We start from the raw sequence: 22329 nt of genomic DNA on the forward strand, positions 1-22329 counted from the left end.
AGTGGCCACCTATCTGTACCGAATCGGCAGATTCGCCTACCGCCGCAAGGGGGTCGTCCTCGGCCTCTGGCTCGTCATTCTGATCCTGGCCGGAGTGGGCGCAGCCACGCTGTCCGCGCCTACCGTCAACTCGTTCAGCATCCCCGGAACGCCTGCTCAGGCCGCATTGGATCTGCAGAAGGAACGATTCGGCGGAGCCGAGGATCCCCTTCAGGCGGTCAACGCCGAGTACGTGTTCCAGGCACCCGACGGTCAGTCGCTCGATACCCCGCAGTACACCTCGGCCATCGACGCCACGATCGCCGAGATCGAGAAGGTCGATGCGGCCAAGCCGGCGGAAGGCGCTCCGCCGCTTGCCGATCCGGTCGAGGCAAACAAGGCCATCGTGCAGCAGTACACCGACGCCGCCGCCGAGGCAGGAACGCCGGCCGACAAGGTGGCAGCCGACGCGGCAGCCACGTCGCCGTTGAGCCCCAACGGCAACGTCGGCACCGTCACGGTTCCGATCAACGTCGAGCTGGCCGATGTCACCGACGCGATTCGCAGCGATCTCGATGCCGCGGCGCAACCCGCGCGTGACGCAGGACTGACCGTCATCCTCGGTGGCACCGTCGCCCAGGAGAACCCGTCGCCCGGTGGAAGTTCGGAGATCGTCGGTCTGGCCGTCGCCGCCATCGTGCTTCTCATCATGTTCGGCTCGGCCGCCGCTGCCAGCCTGCCGCTGATCACCGCGATCGTCGGTATCGGTATTTCGAGTCTGGCCATCACGACGGCCTCCGGGTTCGCGAGCCTGTCCTCGTTCACCCCGATTCTCGCGATCATGATCGGGCTCGCCGTCGCGATCGACTACTCGCTGTTCATCCTCGCGCGCTACCGGCACGAGCTCACGCTCACCGACAACCGCGAAGAAGCAGTCGGTCGCGCGGTCGGTACCGCCGGATCGGCCGTCGTGTTCGCCGGCGCGACCGTGCTCATCGCCCTCGTCGCCCTGCGCGTCGTCGGCATCCCGTTCCTGTCGCAGATGGGTCTGGCAGCAGGCTTCGCAGTGTTCGTCGCGGTACTCATCGCCCTGACGTTCCTGCCCGCCATGCTGGGCGTCTACAAGGGCAAGGCCTTCGCGGGCAAGCTCAAGTTCGTCAACACCACCGACCCGGAGGACCCGAACGCAACCCCCACCAACGGTCTTCGGTGGGCACGGTTCCTGGTCAAGAAGCCGATCCTCGGCCTCGTCGGAGGCATCGTGCTGCTCGGTGTCATCGCGGGCCCGACCACCGGGCTGTCGCTGGCTCTCCCGTCGATCGCCACCTCGGACCCGTCCACGCCTGCCCGTCAGGCCTACGACATCACCGAAGAGGCATTCGGGCCGGGACGTAACGGACCGCTGCTCGTCATCGCCGACGCGTCCGACGTCGCCGAGGCCGACCGCACCGCGTCCTTCGGCAAGGTCATCGAGACGATCACCGCGCAATCCGACGTCACGAATGCGCAGATCGTCGCCGTCAATCCGGCGGGTGACACCGCGCAGATACTCGTCACCCCGTCGAGCACACCCAACAGTGACCAGACGAAGGCGCTCGTGACCAACCTGCGCGATGCCGAGAGCGGATTGCAGGAGAGCTCGGGCGTCTCCTACGGAGTGACGGGCGAAACCGCGATCGGGATCGACATCTCGGAGCGGCTGCAGAGCGCGCTGATTCCGTACCTGGCCGTGGTCGTCGGACTGGCGTTCGTGCTGCTGATGCTGGTGTTCCGCTCGATTCTGGTGCCGTTGACGGCAACGGTCGGGTTCCTGCTCAGCGTGCTCGCCACCTTCGGCGCGACGGTGTTCATCTTCCAAGAGGGTGGGCTCGGCATCATCTCCAACCCGCAGCCGATCGTCAGCTTCATGCCGATCTTCCTCATCGGTGTGGTGTTCGGCCTCGCGATGGACTACCAGGTGTTCCTCGTCTCGCGCATGCGTGAGGAGTTCGTGCACGGCGCGGCCGCCAAGGACGCCGTCGTCAACGGCTTCAAGTACGGCGCACGCGTGGTCACCTCGGCAGCGGTCATCATGATCTCGGTGTTCGCCGCCTTCATCGCCGAGCCGGACTCGTTCATCAAGTCCATCGGCTTCGCATTGGCCGCCGCCGTCTTCTTCGACGCGTTCGTCGTCCGTATGGTGCTGATTCCGTCGGTGATGGCGCTACTGGGCGACAAAGCCTGGTGGTTGCCGAAGTGGCTGGACAAGATCCTGCCCAACGTCGACATCGAAGGGGCCAAGCTGAAGACTGCCCCGGAGAAGCGCGCGTAGTACTCGCGTCGCAGCTGAGAGGCCGAAGATTGCTCGTAATACTCGAAACGGAGAGACTGTTATCCATGTGTACGAGTAATCTTCGGTCATCATGCTGATCCCCCTTCTGCGTAGGTTTCTCGCCCCGTACAAGCTGCCGATTCTCTGCTTGGTGCTGCTGCAGCTGATCGCCACCCTCGCCGCGTTGTTCCTCCCGAGCCTCAACGCGGACATCATCGACAACGGTGTGACCGTCGGCGACACCGGCTACATCCTGTCCGCCGGCGGCGTCATGCTGTTGATCTCGGCAGTACAGATCATCAGCTCTGCCGCAGCGGTGTTCCTCGGTGCACGCACGGCCATGAGTGTCGGACGCGACCTTCGCGGAGCAATCCTCGAACGCGTCGGCACGTTCTCCGCCCGCGAGGTCGGAAAATTCGGTGCTCCGTCACTGATCACCCGCAACACCAACGACGTGCAGCAGGTGCAGTTGGTGATCATCATGGGATTCACCATCGTGGTGATGGCTCCCATCATGTGCATCGGCGGAATCGTGATGTCGCTACGCGAGGACATCGGCCTGTCGTGGATTCTGCTCATCGCCGTGCCCGGCCTCGCGCTCGCGATGGGCCTGATCATCGTTCGTATGGTGCCGGCCTTTCGCTCCATGCAGAAGCGTATCGACGCGGTCAATCGCGTACTACGCGAACAGATCACCGGTATTCGCGTCGTGCGGGCGTTCGTTCGCGAACAGTTCGAGGTCGACCGTTTCGGCGCAGCCAACACCTCGTTGACCGAGACGGCACTCAAGGTCGGCCGGCTGATGGCCCTGATGTTTCCGACCGTCATGCTCATCAGCAACGTCACCAGTGTCGCCGTCATCTGGTTCGGTGGTCATGCCATCGACAACGGCACGATGCAGATCGGTTCGCTCACTGCGCTTCTGAGCTACATCATGCTCATCCTGATGTCGGTGATGATGGCGTCGTTCATCGCGATGATGGTGCCGCGCGCATCGGTCTGCGCCGATCGCATCAGCGAGGTTCTGGCCACCGAATCCTCGGTGGTGTTGCCCGAGAATCCCCGGACGTTCGTGTCCTCACCGGGCACGGTCGAGCTCGTCGGGGCCGAATTCTCCTATCCCGGAGCCGAATACCCGGTGCTGTGCGGGGTGAATCTGACTGCCGAGGCAGGCAAGGTCACCGCCATCATCGGCGGCACCGGATCGGGTAAATCGACTCTCGTCAATCTGATTCCACGGCTGATGGACGTCACCGGCGGCCAGGTGCGGGTCGGCGGTGTCGACATTCGCGAACTCGATCTGGACCTGCTGCGATCCGAGATCGGATTCGTGCCGCAGAAGCCGTACCTGTTCTCCGGCACCATCGCCAGCAATCTGCGGTACGGCAAGGCCGACGCCACCGACGCGGAACTGTGGGAGGCGCTCGAGATCGCCCAGGGAGCCGACTTCGTGCGCGCGATGCCCGACGGCCTCGAGACTGCCGTCGCGCAGGGCGGCACCACCGTGTCGGGCGGGCAGCGTCAACGACTGGCCATTGCCCGGGCGCTGGTACGCAAACCCAAGATCTACTTGTTCGACGATTCCTTCTCCGCTCTCGACCTCACTACCGACGCGAAACTGCGTGCGGCGCTGCGGCCGGTGACGCGAGATGCATGCATGATCGTTGTGGCTCAACGGGTGTCGACCATCGTCGACGCCGACCAGATACTCGTGCTCGACGACGGAAAGCCGGTGGGCGTGGGTAACCACGAGCAACTGATGGCCACCTGCCCCACCTACGCCGAGATCGTCGACTCGCAGCGGCAAGTTGCAGGTGCACTGTGACCGACACCGACACCACCAAGGATTCCGCAGCCAAGCCCTCTTTGGAGAAGAAGAAGGGCGGCCGCGTCGCGAAGGCACTGCCGGCCACGAAAGCCAAGAACTTCAAGGGCTCGTTCAAACGCGTCATCGGTTTGCTCGCTCCGGAACGATTCCTGCTGAGCCTCATGCTCGTGCTGGGAATCGTCAGCGTCGTCCTCAGCGTCGCTGCGCCGACCGTCCTCGGGCATGCGACCAACCTCATCTTCAACGGAGTCGTCGGCGGAGATCTCGAACCGGGGCAGACGAAAGAACAAGCGGTCGACGGCCTTCGGGCCGCCGGTAACGACACCGTCGCCGATCTCGTCTCGGGCATGGACGTGACGCCCGGTGCGGGAATCGATTTCGGTGCCGTCGGAACGGTGTTGCTCTGGGTTCTCGCACTGTACGTAGTGTCTGCACTGCTGGCATGGGCTCAGGGCTACATCCTCAACATCGCGCTGCAGCGTCGAATTCTGTTGCTGCGCGGCAGCGTCGAGGCCAAGGTGCATCGCCTGCCGCTGCAGTACTTCGACAACAATGCCCGAGGCGAGACGCTCAGCCGCGTCACCAACGACATCGACAACGTCTCGACCAGCCTGCAGCAGACACTGAGCCAGCTCATCACCGGCATCCTGACCGTGCTCGGCATCCTCGGCGTGATGATCTGGATCTCGCCGTTGCTCGCTCTGGTTGCGCTGCTGACGATCCCGGCCTCGTTCCTGGTGACCGCGCTGATCGCCAAGAGGTCGCAGCCGCACTTCGTGGCGCAGTGGAAGCACACCGGCAAGCTCAACGCGCAGATCGAAGAGACCTACACCGGCCACGAGATCGTCAAGGCGTTCGGCCGCCAGGCGGAGGTGGAACGCGAGTTCGGTGACCGCAACGAGAAGCTCTTCCAAGCGGGCTTCCGGGCGCAGTTCATCTCCGGTCTGATCATGCCGATCATCATGTTCCTCGGAAACATCAACTACGTCGTCGTCGCCGTCGTGGGCGGTCTTCGCGTGGCGTCGGGAACACTGAGCCTCGGCGAAGTGCAGGCGTTCATTCAGTATTCGCGGCAGTTCACGCAGCCGCTGTCGCAGGTCGGCGCGATGATCAACCTGATTCAGTCCGGAGTCGCGTCCGCCGAACGCATCTTCGAGGTGCTCGACGCCGACGAGGAAGACCCCGACGTCGTTCCTGCGTCCAGCCCGACGGAGCGCCGCGGACGCGTCGTGTTCGACGACGTCTCGTTCAGTTACTCGCCGGAGCAGCCGCTCATCCAGAATCTGTCGCTCACCGCGGATCCGGGACATCTGGTGGCGATCGTCGGACCGACCGGTGCCGGCAAGACCACACTGGTCAACCTGATCATGCGGTTCTACGAGATCGATTCCGGCCGAATCACACTCGATGGCGTCGACACCCGCAAGATGACGCGCGACGAGTTGCGTTCACGAACCGGCATGGTGTTGCAGGACACCTGGTTGTTCGGCGGCACCATCCGCGACAACATCGCCTACGGTGACCCGACCGCCAGCGAGGAAGAGATCCTCGAGGCGGCTCGGGTGAGCTACGTCGACAAGTTCGTGCATTCGCTGCCCGACGGATACGACACGATCATCGACGAGGAGGGCAACAACGTCAGCGCCGGTGAGAAGCAGCTCATCACCATCGCCCGTGCCTTCCTGGCCAAGCCGCTGATCCTGATCCTCGACGAGGCCACCAGCTCGGTGGACACTCGCACCGAGCTGTTGGTGCAGAAGGCGACGGCAGCGCTGCGCAACGACCGCACCAGTTTTGTTATCGCGCATCGTCTCTCGACCATCCGTGACGCCGACACCATCGTCGTGATGGAAAACGGCAGCATCGTCGAGCAGGGCAATCACGAGGAATTGCTCGAGGCCAAGGGTGCGTATTACCGGCTTTACAGCAGTTAGGCGGCTGGCGCCGCACGTGAGTGGAAAATCGTAGTGGGCTACGAATTTCCACTCACATGCGGCGAAGCCGCATACTGACGCGGTGAGTTCTTCCAATTTCGGCTTCGATATCGGCACCCGGCTCGACGGTGAGCTCGGCCGCACCGGCACCATCCACACCCCGCACGGCGACATCGCCACCCCGGCGTTCATTGCGGTGGGGACGAAGGCGACCGTCAAAGCAGTGCTGCCGGAGGCGATGAAGGAACTCGGCGCTCAGGCGGTACTCGCCAACGCGTATCACCTGTACCTGCAGCCGGGCTCGGACATCGTCGACGAGGCGGGTGGGCTGGGAAAATTCATGAACTGGGACGGGCCCACGTTCACCGACAGCGGCGGCTTCCAGGTGATGTCCCTCGGTGTCGGGTTCAAGAAGGTCATCTCGATGGACGCCTCACGGGTGGAGTCCGACGACGTCATCGCCGAGGGCAAGGAACGATTGGCCCACGTCGACGACGACGGAGTCACATTCAAGTCCCATCTCGACGGCTCGAAGCATCGATTCACTCCCGAGGTGTCGATGCAGATTCAGCATCGGCTCGGTGCCGACATCATGTTCGCGTTCGACGAGCTGACCACGCTGATGAATACCCGCGGGTATCAGGAGAAGTCGGTCGACCGCACCCAGGCATGGGCGAAGCGATGCGTCCTCGAACACGAACGCCTCACCGTCGAGCGCGCCGACAAGCCGTACCAGGCGCTGTTCGGAGTGGTCCAGGGAGCGCAGTACGAGGACCTGCGACGCAAGGCCGCGCACGACCTCGAGACCATCACGGGGGACACGGGCCGTGGGTTCGACGGCTACGGAATCGGCGGCGCACTCGAGAAGCAGAACCTGGGCACCATCACCCGGTGGGTGAACGAGGAACTGCCCGAACACAAGCCGCGCCACATGCTCGGGATCAGCGAGCCGGACGACTTCTTCGTCGCGATCGAGAACGGTGCCGACACCTTCGACTGCGTCAATCCCTCACGGGTGGCGCGCAATGCGGCGATCTACGTGCCCACGGGCCGTTTCAACATCAACACCGCGAAGCATCGACGCGATTTCACCCCGATCGACGAGAACTGCGACTGCTACACCTGCGCGCACTACACCAAGGCCTACATCCATCACCTGTTCAAGGCGAAGGAGATGCTTGCCTCGACGCTGTGCACGATTCACAACGAGCGATTCACGGTCAAGCTGGTCGACGACATCCGTGCTTCGATCGAGCAGCAGCGATTCACCGAGTTCAAGACGGAGTATCTGGGCCGGTTCTATGCGTCGAAGACTGCCTGAGCTGATCCTCCAGCTCCGAGATGCGCTGCAGTAGTTCGGTTTCCCGCTCGGCAGCTTTGCGCTGGTACACCTCGGACAGGTCCGCGAGGTACGCCGCGTCGTAGCGCGGGATGATGCTGCGCGTGCAGTTCCAGTCGAATGCCTCGACATCGATGACGACGCTGCGTTCGCAGGTGGCGGCGACGGTCAGGTCACCGATCTTTTTGAGTCGCTCCAGTAGTTCGAGATCGTCCGCGGCCTCGATCGTACGTGCCCGTCCGTAGAGCTTGAGTCGTTGCCGCAGAGGATAATTCACGAGGAAGATGGCGACGCGGTCGTCGTGATCGAGATTGGCCGCCGTCACGTACTGATGGTTGCCGGAGAAATCGGCGAAACCCAGAGTGTGGTCGTCGAGAACCTGGAGAAAGCCTTTCGGCCCACTGCGGTACTGGATGTAGGGCCACCCGGACTCGGTGACGGTGGCGATCTGGAACTGATCCAGGGCTCGGATCATCGCTTTCTCGCGATCGTCGAGTGGCATCGGGCCGTCGTCGGGTCGCTCGGTCTGCGAGCCGTAGGCGGTGTAACTGCCGTCGACCTGCTGCCGCGCAATCGCGGCAGGTCCGAACATCAAGTGGTGATAGTGGTTGTTCGGCGGCACGCACCGACCATACGACAAGCCGGCCTGTGTGCCCCTCGTGGGAATCGACGTGTCAGAGGCCGCCGCAACAATCCGATACGCCTGATGTAGGGCAATCACGCACAATGGACCAGTGTCCATACAAGACTTACGTGGCAGGAGGTGATGACGACGACCACTCAGTTCGAGTTTCGTTTGAAGAACATCGACGCACCCGAGGGCGAGCTGGACGCCGACCAGCTGATCGCACTTGTTCAAAGTCTTAAAGCGGTCGCAATGAACATCGGTCGGATCGAGACCGATGCCGACCGACTGGGGCGCGCGCCCGCACGAGTTCATCGCGTCGCGAATTTGGTCGTCGGGCTGGCTCCCGGCAGCACAAGACTGCTTGTTCGTCGAGCAGGCGCTGGTTCGACCGCATTGGAGTTCGATCTGGCGGATGAGAGAGCTTTCGACGACAAGTTCGAGAGATTGGTCATGTCGATCGGCTTGGATGAGCGACCGGATTGGGTGAGTGACTCCCTGTCGAATGCGGCGGGCGCGTTGGCTGCGGCGCTTCGACACGCCGCCCCAGAAGTCGAGTTCAAGGCCGATGGGCAACTGCGCCAAGCGTTCACTACCGCTGAATTGCGTTCTGCCACGTGGGAACTCCCTACGGAAGTATCCTCCGCGCCCACTGTTTTCGTCGGTCGCCTGTACTCCGCGAATCTCCACACGCATCGTCTGCAGGTGCAGGACGATGTCGGCAATCAAATCGCGCTTCCTGGCGTGGCTGAAGATGAAGAGGTCGGTCCGCTGCTCGGCAGATACGTAATGGTGACCGGTTCCCCGGAATCCGGTGCGGATGGACGGGTAAGAAGGCTGCTGAACGCGACGATTGTTGCACTTCCTGATCCGATCGCTCCGGGGTTGCCCGAACCGGCATCTCTAGGAGAGATACTCGTTGGTGCTGCCGGCCTGGAACCCGGCGGAATCGACGGCGTGAGCGACGACGAAGCTGATGCGTTCTTCGGCGCAATCGGCCTATGACACTTCCGTCGGGTTCGGGAACCGTACTGATCGATACCGATGTGTTCAGCATCTTGTTCATCGACCCGACTAGAGCTGCGAATCGTGGTCTTCCTGTCGATAAACTGCGCGCGCGACTGGCAGGGCTCCAGATCGTCATCGCGTTTCAGACGCGGGCGGAGGTGCTCGCTGGTGCTTTGTCGGCGAACTGGGGTGAACGCAAGATCGCCGGCGTCGAGGCAAAACTCGATTCAGCCCCTACCGTCTCCATCGACCGCGAGGTCGTCAACGCGTATGCAGCTCTGACAGCTGAGTGCAAGCGGACGGGCCACGCGCTTCACGCCAAAGTTCACACCGGCGATCGCTGGATTGCTGCGTGTGCAATATCGAAGGGTGCGCCGTTGCTCAGCCTCGACGGGATCTATTCGGGGGCTCCGAACTTGTCCGTTCTCAGTCCATGAGGCTCGGCTCCCACGAAAGTCCTGCCTGCTCGTTGCCTCCCGCCTGAAAGGCAAGATCCTCCACTATCCCGCAGCCTCGAGAATGTCGGTCAACGCGTCGATCAGGGCCACGATTCGGGCCGACGGCGGCCTACCGCGCATCGTGTGAATTTCGGCCCGGCGCTGAGCGAAAACCGGATGCACGAGGGGGATGTACGTCAGGCCCGATTTGCGGTCACCACCCAGGTCGCTGACGAGTGCGACGCCGTCGCTCGAGCGAGCGAACTCCAGTATCGGAGCCAGCCGCTCGCATTGCAGACCGACGTGGGGTGAGAGTCCCTCCAGACGGATTCCGGCGTCGAACAATTCGCGTTGACTCGATCCGGTGGTCGACAGCGCGAGGGGATAGGAGCAGATATCGGCCAGATCGACGCTGGCTCGGTCGCTGAGCGGGTGACCGAGCGCGACGACGGCGCAGATGGGCACGGTGACGGAATGTTCGACCGTCACGTCGGTTCGTCGACCCAGCGAGAAGGTGACCGCGACGTCCGCGCGGGCATCGACCACCCGTCGGCTGGCCTCCTCCGGCCCCACCACGTCGAGGGTGAACGTGACCGACGGGTGAGTCCGATGGACCGACGCCATGGCCCGCGGGACGACGGACTGCGAGAAGCCTTCGGTGCAGGCCACGGTGACGCTGCCGTGTTCGGTGGCATCGACGCTGCGTATTTCGGCGATGAGGGACGACGATTCCACTTCGTGTCTGCGCGCGTGGGCGAGGAGGCGATGGCCCGCTTCGGTGAGCGTCATTCCCCGGGCATGTCGTGCGAAGAGCGGCACGCCGATGTCACGTTCGAGCTTGGCGATCTGTCTGCTGACCGCCGACGCGGCCAGATGTTGTGTTGCGGCCGCCTCGGTGACGGACCCCGTTCGCGCTACTTCGCAGAAGTACGTCAGCGCAGAGGGCATCAGATGCAACGAAACCACCCCTTCTTTAACAGCACTGTCACGGCGGTGACGCGTGATTGTCATCGAGCCACTGGCTGCCCCTGCGTTGCCGTGAAAGCAACGCTGGGGCCACCAATCGGCAATGGTGTAGACGGTATCGGGCTCGCTACTGTCAGGCGAACACCAGGCCGACGGCGAGGGAGATTCGATGAACCGCGAGCATGTGATCGCGCAGGCCGAGGACTTCTACGATTCGGGTGCGTTCCATCGTGAACTCTCCGAGCTCGTGTCCGTCCCTTCGGAAAGCCAGTCGACGGCCGGTCGAGTTGCGTTGTCGGCATATCTCCAGGATCTGCTCGTGCCGAGGCTCGAGGCGCTCGGGTGTGCGGTCGAGACCTATTCCAACCCGGTCGAGGAGGGTGGTCCCTTCCTGATCGCCACCCGTCACGAGGCCCCCGAACTGCCGACCGTGCTCTGTTACGGCCACGCCGACGTGGTTCTGGGCATGGCCGAGGACTGGTCGGACGGACTGTCGCCGTGGAATCTGGTCGAGCGGGACGGCCGGCTCTACGGGCGTGGAACGGCCGACAACAAGGGTCAGCATCTGGTGAACCTCGCGGCACTGCGGACGGTTCTCGACGCCCGCGGATCGTTGGGATTCAATCTGACGCTCCTGTTCGAGACCGGTGAGGAGATCGGCTCACCCGGACTCGAACAATTCGTGTCGGATCATCGAGGCGAACTCGCTGCCGACGTGCTGATCGCCTCGGACGGACCACGCCTCGACGCCCAGACGCCCACACTGTTTCTCGGTGCCCGTGGGGGCGTGGACTTCGACCTCGTCGTCGACCTACGTGAGCGCGGCTACCACTCAGGCAACTGGGGTGGACTGCTCCGCAACCCCGCGACCACCCTGGCCGGTGCCATCGGGACGCTCGTCGACGGCCACGGCCGTATCCAGCTCGACAGCTTGGTGCCCGAGCACATTCCCGAGTCCGTCGTCGACGCGCTCAGAGCTATCGAGGTCGGACGCACCCCGGGCGATCCGGTGGTCGACTCCGGCTGGTCGGCCACCGAATTATCGCCTGCAGAGCGGGTTTTCGGGTGGAACACTCTCGAAGTGATCGCTATGAACGCCGGCAACATCGTCGAACCGGTCAATGCGATTCCCGGCCAGGCGCGAGCGCGGTTGCAGCTGCGGTACGTCGTCGGGACCGACCTCGACGATCTCGGCGTGCGGCTACGACGACACCTCGACGCGCACGGGTACTCGATGGTCGCCGTCGAACTCGGCATCTCGTTTCCTGCGAGCCGAACGGACCCGAACGACCCCTGGGTTCGCACGGTCGCCCAGTCGGTCGAGCGCACAGTCGGTTCCCCGGTCACCGTGCTGCCCAACATCGGTGGGTCCCTGCCCAATCACGTGTTCACCGACACCCTCGGAATTCCGACGGTCTGGATGCCGCACTCCTACCCGGGATGCCGTCAACATGCACCCGACGAACACATGCTTGCTTCCATCGCTCGTGAAGGTCTCGCGATGGCCGCCGGCCTGTTTTACGACATCGGCACTGCCGCCGGTGGTCATGACGCACCGCTCGAATCCGCCAGCGCCTCGCGCTCCTGAACACCACCGGAGAATCCGACATGTCCACTGCACACGTTCATCGAACTCCCGATCGTGACGGCGCGGGTGAAGCCGTTGTGTCCGTCAAGAATCCGGTCCGCGCCATCGCTGCCGCAACCATCGGGAACGCTCTCGAATGGTTCGACATCGCCATCTACGCGTTGTTCGCCATCTACATCGGGCAGAACTTCTTTCCCTCGGCTGACCCCGGCGTGCAACTGGTGCAGACGTTCGCGGTCTTCGGGGTCTCGTATCTGATTCGCCCCCTCGGCGGACTGATCCTCGGGTCCTACGCAGACCGGAAAGGGCGAAAGAAGGCTCTGGTGATGAGCATTCGCCTGATGGTGCTCGGCACCGCGTTGATCGCCTTCATGCCCAATTACGACGACATCGGCATCCTCGCTCCGATCGGTATCATCGTCGCGCGCCTGATTCAGGGCTTCGCGGCCGGTGGCGAATTCGGCGCGGCCACATCCTTTCTCGTCGAACAGAACGGCAAGCGCCGCGGATTCTTCGGCAGCTTCCAGTTCGCCAGCCAGGGACTGGCTACGCTGATGGCGGCCTCGTTCGCCGCCGGATTGACCGCGGTGTTGTCCGAGGCCAGCATGGTCGACTGGGGTTGGCGAGTGCCGTTCGTCTTCGGGCTCATGGTGGGCCCGGTGGGATGGTTCATCCGACGTCACGTCGACGAATCACCGGCCGTCGTCGCCGCGTCGGGCACCCCGAAATCGCCTGTGCGCGATCTGTTTCGGAATCAGTGGGGCGGGATTCTCATCGCCGGCGGTGTGCTGGTGGTGTCCACCGCGCTGAACTTCATTCTGCAGTACCTGCCGACCTTCGGTATCAAGCAACTGGGACTGAACAATTCGCTGTCGTTCGTAGCATTGATGATCACCGGCGTCATCCTGACGGTGGTGACACCGTTCGTCGGCCAGCTGTCCGACAAGGTGGGACGCATCAAGATCATGTTGCCGTCGGCGATCGCGATCGGCGTCAGCGTCGTCCCGCTCTTCATGTGGCTCATTGCGGTGCCGTCGTTCCTCACCCTCGCGCTCGTCATGACCGTGCTCGGATTGCTGAAGGCGCTGTACTTCGGTGCGCTGCCGTCGGTGATGTCCGACGCGTTCCCGGTCCATTCGAGGGCCACCGGCCTGTCGTTCGGATACAACGTCACCACGGCGATCTTCGGTGGATTCACTCCGACCATCGCGGCCGCTCTGGTTGCCGCGACCGGTCAGGCGGTGTCCCCGGGCTACTACATCCTGGCGGTGTCCCTGGTCAGCATCGCTGCGTTGATCGGCGCCGTACGGATTCGCGGGATTCGCTAGCTTACAGATGCCTAGCGGTCGGCACATTGATGTAATACGCTGATCTCACCAGCCCACCACCTCGAGGACGATCCATGAGCGTCGAAGCGAACACCCGGAATATCGAGAAGAGCGTCGTCACCGATTTCAGTGACCGCATGAGCTACGGGTCCTACCTCGACCTCGATACGCTGCTCAGCGCTCAGAAACCGGTGAGCACCCCCGAGCATCACGACGAACTGCTGTTCATCATCCAGCACCAGACCACCGAGCTGTGGCTCAAGCTGGTGCTGCACGAGACCCTTGCCGCGCGAGCCGCATTCGATGCCGACGACATCGGTACCGCACTCAAGTGCGTGGCCCGGGTGAAGCACATCCAGAAGACGCTCACCGAGCAGTGGTCGGTGCTGGCGACACTCACCCCGACGGAGTACTCCCAGTTCCGCGACTTCCTCGGCAACTCCTCGGGGTTCCAGTCGTATCAGTACCGGGCCGTGGAGTTCGTCCTCGGCAACAAGAATCCGGGAATGCTGACGGTCTTCGAGTCCGATCCTGCTGCGCATGAGATGCTTTCGACTCTGTTGCGCGAGCCCAGCCTGTACGACGCCTTCTGGCGGTCGTTGGCACGGCAGGGATACGACGTACCGGCATCGGCCCTCGACCGTGACGTCACCACGGCGTACACGTTCAACGAGGGCCTGATGCCGCTGATCAAGTTCGTCTACGAGAACCACACCGAGCATTGGGCGGTGTATGAGGCATTCGAGGAGCTCGTCGACTTGGAGGAGAACTTTCAGCTCTGGCGATTCCGCCACATGCGCACGGTGCTGCGCACCATCGGAATGAAGAGCGGGACGGGAGGGTCGAGTGGCGTCGGATTTCTGCAGAAGGCGCTCGAACTCACGTTCTTCCCTGAATTACTCGCTGTGAGAACGGAAATCGGCCGATGATGGAACGTGCAATCGAACTCGACGACAATGATCCGCTCCGGACCTACCGCGACAAGTTCCTCGGTAGTGACGACCCGTCGATCACCGCATATCTCGACGGCAACTCACTGGGTCGGCCCACCAAAGCCAGCGTCGAACGTATCAACACCTTCATGACCGACGCCTGGGGCGGTCGTCTGATCCGCGGCTGGGACGAGCAGTGGTTCGACCTCCCCGTCACCATCGGCGACGCCCTGGCCGACGCCACCCTCGGGGCAGCGCCCGGCCAGACCACGATCGGCGATTCGACGACGGTACTGCTGTACAAGCTGGCGCGGGCGGCGATCGCCATGCGGCCGGGCCGCACCGAGATCGTCATCGACCGCGACAACTTCCCGACCGACCGATACCTGCTCGAAGGTATTGCGGCCGAGATGAATATGACGCTGCGGTGGATCGAGACGGACCGCCGCGGTGGCATCGAACCGGAACAACTCGCCGAGGTGGTGGGGGAGAACACCGCCCTGGTGGTGATCACCCACGTTGCTTACCGTTCGGGCTTCCTCGTCGACGTGGCCGAGGCGACGCGCATCACCCACGAAGCCGGCGCTCTGATGCTGTTGGATGTATGCCATTCCGTCGGGTCGGTTCCGCTCGAATTCGATTTGTGGGGAGTGGATCTGGCCGTCGGGTGTACCTACAAGTACCTCAACGGCGGTCCGGGTTCGCCGGCCTTCGCGTACGTGCGCAGTGATCTTCTGGCCGACTTCGTGCAGCCGATCTGGGGCTGGATGGGCCGGGCCGATCCGTTCGAGATGGCGCAGGGTTACGTTCCGGCACAGGGTATTCGACGCGTCATCAGCGGCACGCCATCGGTGTTCGGGATGATCGCGATGCAGGACACCATCGAGATGATCGCCGAGGTGGGTATGGACGCGATCCGTGCGAAGTCCGTTGCGCTCACCGAGTACGCCCTCGAACTCGTGCGCGAGATGCTGGTACCGCTCGGGGTGGAGATCGCCTCACCCGAGGATTCGAATCGGCGCGGTGGTCACGTCACCATCGACCATCCCGAGTTCAAGGCCATCACTGCTCGGATGTGGGAGCAGGGTGTCATCCCGGATTACCGAGCGCCACACGGTATTCGGCTGGGGTTGAGCCCGCTGAGTACCTCCTATCGCGAGGTGTACCTGGGTATCGTGGCGATTCGTGACGAACTCCGCGCCTAGCACCGCCGGGGCCATCCTCGACGACTTCGAGTCTCGTCCAGGTAGCGCCACCTCTTTGGTGCGCACGGTGCTCGGAGCCTACGTTCGGCCTCTCGGCGGGTGGTTCGCCATCGCCGATTTCGTCGTCTGGATGGACACGCTGGGAGTGCCACCGGAGAGCACGCGCATTGCGGTGACGAGGTTGAAGAAGAAGGGCGTCGTCGAATCCGCCAATCGTGAGGGCCGCACCGGCTATCGGATCACCGAGCAGGCCGACGCAATGTTCGCTCGGGGAGACGGCCGGATCTTCGGCTTCCGGCGGATGGCCGACGGCGATCCATTTCGGTTGATCTCGTTCACCATTCCCGAGACGCAACGGGCGGCTCGGCACCAGCTGAGGCGTCGGCTCACGTCGATAGGTTGTGGGACCGTCTCACCAGGATTGTGGATCGCGCCCGAATATCTCGCGGCGGAGGCCATTGCCATCGTCGAGGCGTTGGAGTTGTCGCAGTACGTCACGACGTTCGTCGCGTCCGAGGTCGCGCCTCCCGGCACGCTGCGCGAAAGTGCTGAGCACTGGTGGGATCTCGCCGGAATTGCCAATCGGCATCGGGCATTTCTCGACGCTTTCGACGGCGGGTCGCCGGCGCGGAACCCGCGCGACGCGTTTGTCACATTCGTGCCGTTGCTCGACGAATGGCGCGTCATTCCCTACGTCGACCCGGGTCTTCCGCCGTGCATGACGCCGGAGGACTGGCCGGGCACCCGGGCCGTCGCCACGTTCGAGACGGCCCGGGAGCGCTACTTCGATCTGAGTATGGAATGGGTCGCGTTCTAGCGATCCTGGTACGACGGCTCGCGCTTTTTGATGTACGAGATGACGCGGTACGTGATGGGCATGACGATGACCTCGGCCAGCGTCTTCCACAGGAATCCGACGATGACGTAATTGATGAAGTCGGTCCACGTGGTGATGCCGATGACTCCGGCGGCGATGGAGCAGAAGATCAGGGTGTCGAAGAATTCGCCGACGATGGTCGAGCCGATCAGTCGCGCCCACAGGTGCTTTTCCTTGGTGCGTTCCTTGATCTTGACCAGCACGACGGAGTTGAGGAGCTGCCCGACGGTGTACCCGGCGAGACCGGCGAGGACCAGCCGGGGTACGACGCCGACGACGCTTTCGAGCGCGGCCTGGTTCTCGTAGAACGAGGCAGCGGGAAGTTCGATGGCGATCCAGAAGCACACGGACGTGAGCAACAGGGAGCCGAAGCCGAGGTAGATCGCGCGGCGCGTGGCTTTGAAGCCGTAGACCTCGCTGAGCACGTCGCCGAGGATGTAGGCGAGGGGGAACAGAAAGAATGCGCCGTCGGTGTTGATCGGCAGGATTTGGAACGGTCCGAGCATGACGTCGGACGAGGCGAAGAAGGCGACACCTTTGCTGGCGGCCACATTCGAGATCAGCAGCGTCGCGACGAACAAGGCGACGATGGTGGGGTAGTAACCCCGGCTGATGTGAGCGAACGTGGCCTGCCCAGACTCGGCGCCGCCGTCAGGGGCGGTGTGTTGGGTAGTAGTCACCTGACAATCCAAGCACCGAGACGACGATGGGCGCGAATCCCGGGGTGGGGGATTCGCGCCCATCGAGGCGGATTACAGGTCAGGCGACGTGGCCACGCACCGTGACGCGGTAAGCGTAGGTACCGGCGATGATCGTGATCGGAATGGTCACCAGCAGACCGAGGCCGAGGGGGATCGCACCGACGATGTTGAGGCCCACCAGGGCGAGAGCGAGCACGAAGAGTGTTCCACCGTTCGACGCAATCGCCTGCGCGCTGGCCTTGATAGCCGGGATGGGTTCGTCGCCACGGTCGATGACGAACTGGAAGGTCCACCACGTGAAGAACGTGATGACGATGCCGGGGATGATCAGCAGGACGAAGCCGATGCTGGTTGCAATGCCGACGAGGATGCCGGCGATGATGACGGCGGCGACGTTGCCGAATTGGAAGAAGGACCCGAAAGCAGGCTTGATCCCGTCCACCTCGTGCAGAGCGCCGCGGACGAGCGCCGCCTGGATGAGGAGTGCGACAACACCGACAATGATGCTGAACACCAGGCTGAGGACGATGCTGTCGGACCTCAGAACGAAGTTCAGGACGCCCTGGATGATCGCCGCGATCAGGACGATGCCGATCCAGACGAGGGCGTTCTGCTTGAACTTCTCGAACGCGTAGCCGATGGCTGTTCCCACGGATAGCTGCGTCGCCATCGGCGAGTTACCGAACGACGGAGGCGGCGGGTAGTTGCCCTGTGGGGGCGGTGGGTAGCCGCCGGGTGGCGGGTAGCCGCCTTGCTGGGGGTAATCGCCGGGAGGTGGCGGGTAATTCCCGGGCGGCGGATAGTTGCCCTGCGCGGGTGGTGGGTAGTTGCCGGGTGGTGGGTAGCCGCCGCCCTGCGGCGGGGGATAACCACCGGGGTTCTGTGGATCCTTGTCGGGGTCGTAGCCGCCTGAGGTCATTGTGTCCTTCTCCCTCGGGATAAGTTTGTCGCGGTCACTGTACGTCCGATTCGTGCGCAGTTGGGTTCTGTCGCGTTGCGACGTGATCTCGATTTTGTCAGGGCGTTCAGGCATTCGAGGGGTCGAACACCCACGGTTCGCGCGGCACCAGCCTCGGCTTCCACCGCTCGAGCAGTTCCTCGGCGTTCTTCACGTCCGGCATGCCGAGGGATGCTGTGATGAGCGTCCACGCATCGGGTCGTTCGCGCAGTGTGACGGCACCGTCGCGCTTGGCAAGGCGCTTACCCTCGACGTTCAGTGCGAGGGGGACGTGGACGTACGTCGCGGGGGTCAGGCCCAAGAGTTGAGCGAGGTAGCCCTGCCGCGGCGCGGACGTGAGCAGGTCGTCGCCGCGCACGATCTGGTCGACGCCTTGCGCGCCATCATCGACGACGACGGCGAGGTTGTAGGCGGGTACACCGTCGGATCGACGCAGGACGAAGTCGTCCACCTGGCCTCGGAAGAGACCGTGCAGCTGATCGACGACGGTGAATTCGGTTGTCTGCGAGCGCAATCGGATGGCAGGTGGTCGGTCTTTGGCTGCTTTCTCGTCAGCGGTCAGATTTCTGCAGGTCCCCGGGTATGCGCCGTCGGGTGCATGCGGAGCCGACGCGGCCTGCAGGATTTCCCGACGCGTGCAGAAGCATTCGTACGTCAGCCCGGCGGCGGTGAGCGTGCGAATCGTGGCGTCGTAGATTTCCCGACGCTCGGATTGCCGCATGATCGGCCCGTCCCAGTCGATGCCGATTGCCGCGAGGTCGTCGAGTTGACGTTGCTCTGAGCCGGCTTTCACGCGATCGAGGTCTTCGACGCGCATCACGAAACGCCGTTCGGTGGAGCGGGCGAAGAGCCAGGCCAGCAGTCCTGTGCGGAGATTGCCGAGATGGAGATCGCCGGAGGGACTGGGAGCGAAGCGTCCGGCGGGCATGGGGACAACTCTAGGTTGCGACCTGCAGTAGTTTCTCGAGGTGGAGCAGTGAGGTCGCCTCGAGGTCCGGTGCGATGAAGTGCTGCGGGTAAGTGGTGTCGGTTCGGTTGATCCAGGCAGTGCGCAGCCCGGCACGGTGTGCGCCGTCGATGTCCCAGGGGTGGACGGCGACGAGCATGGCCTCGTGGGGTTCGACGTCGCACCGATCGAGCGCGTATCGGTACGACTGTGCGGCGGGTTTCCATGCCTCGGCTTGGTCAACGGACAGCAGCATCTCTGCGTGTTCCAGTACTCCGGCACCTTCGAGCAATTGTCGAGCGACGCCGACCGCACCGTTGCTCAGGGTGATCAGTCGGATGTCGAGCGCAGTCAGTGCTCTGATGCCGCCTGCTACGTCGGGATGCACGTCCAGACCCATGAAACCGCCCATGATGTGCTCGACGGCATCGTCGAGCCCTCGATCCAGCGCCTCCCGGGGCAGCATGACTGCAAGCAGCCCGGATGCGATGTCCGCGAAGGGCCGAGCCGCGCCGACCGCGGTGAGTGCGAAGCCGTCACGCAGAACACTTGCGAACCAGAGTGACGCGAGTTCGGCGGGGGCTCCCACGTCTGCGAAGCGCTCCGACAACGGCGACATGTCGGATAGCGTTTCGTTGACGTCGAAGATGATCACGCGTGGTCGGCGAAGTGCAGACGACTCGTTCGGGCTATCGGCATCGTTCACGAACTGCGCTCCTCGTGGTTCTCTTGTCCTCGGGGCAACGACGAGGCTCACCCGACGGTATCGACATTCTCTGTGCCGCGAGTGGACTTCTCACGTCGACCTCGGTGCAGGCCGGCTCGGTGATCTGATGCGTACCGTGGAGTCCGACGGGAGGTCCGAGTGAGCTGGACGAACATTCGCGCAATGCTGGGCCGCGTCGAGGCGAGTACCCGTCCGGTGGATCCGCAGACGCGCGCGGCGCTGGACGAGCGGTGGGCGGCGTTACCCGTCGGCGTGCGGACGCCCTCGCAGACACTGGGCCGGCACGCGGTGGGATGCGAGGGCACCCATGGGGTCTTTCCGAAATGCAACCTGACGTGCAGTCCCTGCTATCACAGCGCAGACGCCAACAAGGTTCGCATCGATGGCGAGCACACCCTGCGTGAGGTGGCGGCGCAGATGAGACACCTTGCCGCTCGACGCGGACCGCGGGCGCACGCACAGCTGATCGGCGGGGAGGTGAGTCTGCTCGCCCCTGAGGTTCACGCTGCTGCGCTGACGATCATGCGCGAGCACGGCCGCGAGCCGATGTCGTTCACGCACGGCGACTTCGACTACGAGTATCTGCAGTCCGTCGTCGTCGGTGAGGATGGCCGCCCCCGCTTCGGACGTGTTTCGTACGCAGTGCATTTCGACAAACTGATGCGTGGCCGACGCGGAATCCCGAGGCCCAGGTCGGAGGCCGAGCTGCATCCGTATCGACAGCGGTTCGCCGAGATGTTCGCGCGGTTGAAGAGCGAGCACGGGGTGAGCTCGTATCTGGCCCACAACATGACGGTCACTCCGGACAACATCGACGAGGTGGCCGAAGTCGTCGAGAACGTGGTCGCCATGGGTGGCTACTCGATGGTGTCCTTCCAGCCCGCGGCGTTCGTCGGGGACGCGCGGCGGTGGTCCGGTGGCTACCGGGAGGTCGATATCGACATGGTGTGGGATCGGATCGAAGTCGCTATGCAGCAACAGATTTCGCACCATTCGATTCAGTTCGGTGATCCTCGGTGCAACAGAACGGCATTGGGATTCATGGTCGGAGGCCGGTGGCATCCGTTCATCGACGTGACGCACTCCGCCGAGGTCGATGCGCGCGACCAGTTCTTCCGGCACTTGGGCGGAGTGAACTTCGGCGGCACCCCACCGCCGCTACTGTTCCTCAAAGTGCTGCGCGTGCTCATCGGACATCCGCGGGGTGTGCTCGTGGCCGTGCGGTGGGCCCGCAGTGTTGTGCGTCGATGCGGTGGCGTCCGGGAGCTGTCGGTGGCGTTCGCTCGCCGGCGCGTTCGTCCGATGACGTTCGTCGTTCACCGGTTCATGGATGCCGAAAACGTTTCTCCCGCTTGGGCGATGATGCAGTCCGGTAAGACCGCATCGGATTCGGTGCTGCTCGAAACGCAGGAGAGATTGGCCGCGTGTACCTACTCGATGGCACATCCGGAGACCGGGGAACTCGTCCCGGCCTGTGTGCAGCACTCGGTGTTGGATCCGGGGGAGAACCAGGAACTGCGAAAGCTGTTGCCGTTACTCGTGTCCGGCTCGGAGCCCGCTGGTTGCTGTGGCTGACGTCCGCACGGGTGGTGTCGAGTCATGCGACACCACCCGAGCGAAACCGTCGGCTATCCGCCGCTGGTGTTGAGCTCGCCGTTGACGCCTGCGGGGAAGAATCCACCGGACGTGACCGGAGCCGGGTTCAGGTACACGATATTGAGTACCTGGCCCGGTGAGCGGGAGTACGCGATTCCGTTGGCGTCCAGGGGAACCAGGTTGGCGGCACCGTTGAGAGTGATTCCCTGATCCAGATCGTCCGGCCCATCGAGGCTGTCTCGGGCGTCGGAAATGGCGTTCGCGGGCGTTTCGAGACCCAGAGAGAACAGGCTCGTCCGGATGATGCCCGCGTGGTAGGCCTCGGCAGCCAGAATGCCAGCAGCGGCTTCGAGATACGTCTTGTTGGTCACCAGCGGTGCCGCGCCCTTGTATGCGGTGACGCCGACGTCCTCGAAGATGAACGCGCCGAGCAAGAAATTCTGTTCGTTCGCGTAGACGTCGAAGGTCTCGCCCTCACCGATCAGTCCTGCTGCCATGGCTGCCGCGTTGAAGCTCGCGTCGAGGTCGATCGCCGGTCGCGCTACTGCCGCGTTTCCGAGCGCTCCGCGCAGGAACGCCACGTGATTGAGCTCGTCGAACGCGATTTCCTCGGCATAGGCCTTGATCAACTTGCTCTCGAAGGTCACCTGCCGACCTCCGGTGACAGGCCCGGGAGTTCCGGTGCCGCCCACGAGAGTGTCCGGCAGACCCTTTCCGGTCACCGCCCGCTGATAGAACTCCGCTTCCAGGTACTCGAGGTTGAGGGCAAAGTTCAGAATTGCTGCATCGGAGGGGCCCTGACCGGGCATTCCGGGGATGAGCGGACCATCCGAGGAGCCGAAGGGAAATGCTGATGCGACGCCTGAGCCCACAGTCATTGCCGCGCCTGCACCCAAACCGGTGAGACCTGCTGCCCGCATGAAACGCCTACGGTCGAGACCGTTTTCAGAGCTGCTGTTGATGGCCTTGGTGATGAATTTCTTGTCGAACATATGCGACTGGGCCTCTCGTCCGGGTGAAGTGCATGATGCCGACGCCCCCGCG

Annotated in this window: 19 protein-coding genes; 12 read left to right on the forward strand and 7 right to left on the reverse strand. The window is 63.5% G+C overall.

Annotation, left to right across the window (positions count from 1 at the left end):
- The first annotated feature begins 1 nt into the window (after position 1).
- The 4 genes from CH266_RS21465 to tgt all read left to right on the forward strand — a co-directional run bounded on the left by CH266_RS21465 (position 2) and on the right by tgt (position 7373).
- Positions 2–2290 carry an MMPL family transporter gene (locus tag CH266_RS21465; RefSeq protein WP_032385945.1) on the forward strand — a complete coding sequence of 763 codons (2289 nt, stop codon included), beginning with the start codon at positions 2–4 and terminating at the stop codon, positions 2288–2290.
- 91 nt (positions 2291–2381) lie between these two features.
- Complete coding sequence (locus CH266_RS21470) at positions 2382–4115, forward strand: ABC transporter ATP-binding protein (protein ID WP_027494600.1); 1734 nt, start codon at positions 2382–2384, stop codon at positions 4113–4115.
- Positions 4116–4156: 41 nt separating this feature from the next.
- Positions 4157–6052: an ABC transporter ATP-binding protein gene (locus CH266_RS21475; RefSeq protein ID WP_032368744.1), complete on the forward strand. Its 1896-nt coding sequence runs from the start codon at positions 4157–4159 to the stop codon at positions 6050–6052.
- An 82-nt stretch (positions 6053–6134) separates the two neighbouring features.
- A complete protein-coding gene (gene tgt / locus CH266_RS21480; protein WP_032368643.1) occupies positions 6135–7373 on the forward strand; it encodes a tRNA guanosine(34) transglycosylase Tgt in 1239 nt (412 codons plus the stop codon).
- On the opposite strand, the gene CH266_RS21485 is transcribed toward tgt, so the two are convergent.
- Complete coding sequence (locus CH266_RS21485) at positions 7327–7983, reverse strand: pyridoxamine 5'-phosphate oxidase family protein (protein ID WP_176457176.1); 657 nt, start codon at positions 7981–7983, stop codon at positions 7327–7329. The two genes, tgt and CH266_RS21485, sit on opposite strands and share 47 nt — an antisense overlap.
- Before the next feature lie 174 nt (positions 7984–8157).
- Here CH266_RS21485 and CH266_RS21490 point away from each other — a divergent pair, with 174 nt between their 5' ends.
- On the forward strand, positions 8158–9021 hold the full coding sequence (locus CH266_RS21490) for a hypothetical protein (protein WP_094716145.1): 864 nt from the start codon (positions 8158–8160) through the stop codon (positions 9019–9021).
- Positions 9018–9461, forward strand: a complete 444-nt coding sequence (locus CH266_RS21495; protein ID WP_032384128.1) for a PIN domain-containing protein — start codon at positions 9018–9020, stop codon at positions 9459–9461. The genes CH266_RS21490 and CH266_RS21495 overlap by 4 nt, the downstream gene beginning before the upstream one ends.
- Positions 9462–9524: 63 nt before the next feature.
- Here CH266_RS21495 and CH266_RS21500 read toward each other — a convergent pair whose 3' ends face one another.
- A complete protein-coding gene (locus CH266_RS21500; RefSeq protein ID WP_217901016.1) occupies positions 9525–10472 on the reverse strand; it encodes a LysR family transcriptional regulator in 948 nt (315 codons plus the stop codon).
- 124 nt (positions 10473–10596) lie between these two features.
- On the opposite strand from CH266_RS21500, the gene CH266_RS21505 reads away from it, so the two are divergent.
- The 5 genes from CH266_RS21505 to CH266_RS21525 all read left to right on the forward strand — a co-directional run bounded on the left by CH266_RS21505 (position 10597) and on the right by CH266_RS21525 (position 16297).
- Positions 10597–12015 carry a M20 family metallopeptidase gene (locus CH266_RS21505; RefSeq protein ID WP_094716146.1) on the forward strand — a complete coding sequence of 473 codons (1419 nt, stop codon included), beginning with the start codon at positions 10597–10599 and terminating at the stop codon, positions 12013–12015.
- A 20-nt stretch (positions 12016–12035) separates the two neighbouring features.
- Entirely contained in the window at positions 12036–13343 is a 1308-nt protein-coding gene (locus CH266_RS21510; protein WP_080729925.1) for an MFS transporter, read from the forward strand.
- A 74-nt stretch (positions 13344–13417) separates the two neighbouring features.
- Positions 13418–14272 carry a tryptophan 2,3-dioxygenase gene (locus CH266_RS21515; RefSeq protein WP_094716147.1) on the forward strand — a complete coding sequence of 285 codons (855 nt, stop codon included), beginning with the start codon at positions 13418–13420 and terminating at the stop codon, positions 14270–14272.
- A complete protein-coding gene (locus tag CH266_RS21520) occupies positions 14272–15480 on the forward strand; it encodes a kynureninase (protein WP_094716148.1) in 1209 nt (402 codons plus the stop codon). The genes CH266_RS21515 and CH266_RS21520 overlap by 1 nt, the downstream gene beginning before the upstream one ends.
- Positions 15461–16297: a PaaX family transcriptional regulator gene (locus CH266_RS21525; RefSeq protein ID WP_094716149.1), complete on the forward strand. Its 837-nt coding sequence runs from the start codon at positions 15461–15463 to the stop codon at positions 16295–16297. The genes CH266_RS21520 and CH266_RS21525 overlap by 20 nt, the downstream gene beginning before the upstream one ends.
- Here the strand turns inward: CH266_RS21525 and CH266_RS21530 are convergent.
- The 4 genes from CH266_RS21530 to CH266_RS21545 form a co-directional block, all read right to left on the reverse strand.
- Positions 16294–17037, reverse strand: a complete 744-nt coding sequence (locus CH266_RS21530) for a queuosine precursor transporter (RefSeq protein ID WP_027494587.1) — start codon at positions 17035–17037, stop codon at positions 16294–16296. The genes CH266_RS21525 and CH266_RS21530 overlap by 4 nt on opposite strands.
- 79 nt (positions 17038–17116) lie before the next feature.
- Positions 17117–17977 (reverse strand): hypothetical protein, encoded by an 861-nt coding sequence (locus tag CH266_RS21535; protein WP_094716190.1) that lies wholly within the window; start codon positions 17975–17977, stop codon positions 17117–17119.
- Between the two features lie 106 nt (positions 17978–18083).
- Positions 18084–18944 (reverse strand): tRNA glutamyl-Q(34) synthetase GluQRS, encoded by an 861-nt coding sequence (gene gluQRS / locus CH266_RS21540; protein WP_094716150.1) that lies wholly within the window; start codon positions 18942–18944, stop codon positions 18084–18086.
- A 10-nt stretch (positions 18945–18954) separates the two neighbouring features.
- Positions 18955–19668: a haloacid dehalogenase type II gene (locus tag CH266_RS21545; RefSeq protein ID WP_255175987.1), complete on the reverse strand. Its 714-nt coding sequence runs from the start codon at positions 19666–19668 to the stop codon at positions 18955–18957.
- A 159-nt stretch (positions 19669–19827) separates the two neighbouring features.
- Between CH266_RS21545 and CH266_RS21550 the strand changes: the two genes are divergently transcribed.
- Positions 19828–21264 carry a radical SAM domain-containing protein gene (locus CH266_RS21550; RefSeq protein ID WP_255175988.1) on the forward strand — a complete coding sequence of 479 codons (1437 nt, stop codon included), beginning with the start codon at positions 19828–19830 and terminating at the stop codon, positions 21262–21264.
- A gap of 53 nt (positions 21265–21317) precedes the next feature.
- On the opposite strand, the gene CH266_RS21555 is transcribed toward CH266_RS21550, so the two are convergent.
- Positions 21318–22277, reverse strand: coding sequence for a ferritin-like domain-containing protein (locus CH266_RS21555; RefSeq protein WP_094716151.1), 960 nt, complete (start codon positions 22275–22277; stop codon positions 21318–21320).
- Positions 22278–22329 lie beyond the last annotated feature (52 nt).

It is taken from the genome of Rhodococcus sp. 06-1474-1B (genome assembly GCF_002258885.1).
Lineage (GTDB): Bacteria > Actinomycetota > Actinomycetes > Mycobacteriales > Mycobacteriaceae > Rhodococcoides > Rhodococcoides fascians.

Coding starts and splice junctions, on each gene's coding strand:
- CH266_RS21495 (WP_032384128.1), top strand. CDS start 9,018: ATGACACTTCCGTCGGGTTCGGGAACCGTACTGATCGATACCGATGTG.
- CH266_RS21505 (WP_094716146.1), top strand. CDS start 10,597: ATGAACCGCGAGCATGTGATCGCGCAGGCCGAGGACTTCTACGATTCG.
- CH266_RS21490 (WP_094716145.1), top strand. CDS start 8,158: ATGACGACGACCACTCAGTTCGAGTTTCGTTTGAAGAACATCGACGCA.
- CH266_RS21555 (WP_094716151.1), bottom strand. CDS start 22,277: ATGTTCGACAAGAAATTCATCACCAAGGCCATCAACAGCAGCTCTGAA.
- CH266_RS21500 (WP_217901016.1), bottom strand. CDS start 10,472: ATGACAATCACGCGTCACCGCCGTGACAGTGCTGTTAAAGAAGGGGTG.
- CH266_RS21470 (WP_027494600.1), top strand. CDS start 2,382: ATGCTGATCCCCCTTCTGCGTAGGTTTCTCGCCCCGTACAAGCTGCCG.
- CH266_RS21515 (WP_094716147.1), top strand. CDS start 13,418: ATGAGCGTCGAAGCGAACACCCGGAATATCGAGAAGAGCGTCGTCACC.
- CH266_RS21520 (WP_094716148.1), top strand. CDS start 14,272: ATGGAACGTGCAATCGAACTCGACGACAATGATCCGCTCCGGACCTAC.
- gluQRS (WP_094716150.1), bottom strand. CDS start 18,944: ATGCCCGCCGGACGCTTCGCTCCCAGTCCCTCCGGCGATCTCCATCTC.
- CH266_RS21510 (WP_080729925.1), top strand. CDS start 12,036: ATGTCCACTGCACACGTTCATCGAACTCCCGATCGTGACGGCGCGGGT.
- CH266_RS21535 (WP_094716190.1), bottom strand. CDS start 17,977: ATGACCTCAGGCGGCTACGACCCCGACAAGGATCCACAGAACCCCGGT.
- CH266_RS21485 (WP_176457176.1), bottom strand. CDS start 7,983: ATGTTCGGACCTGCCGCGATTGCGCGGCAGCAGGTCGACGGCAGTTAC.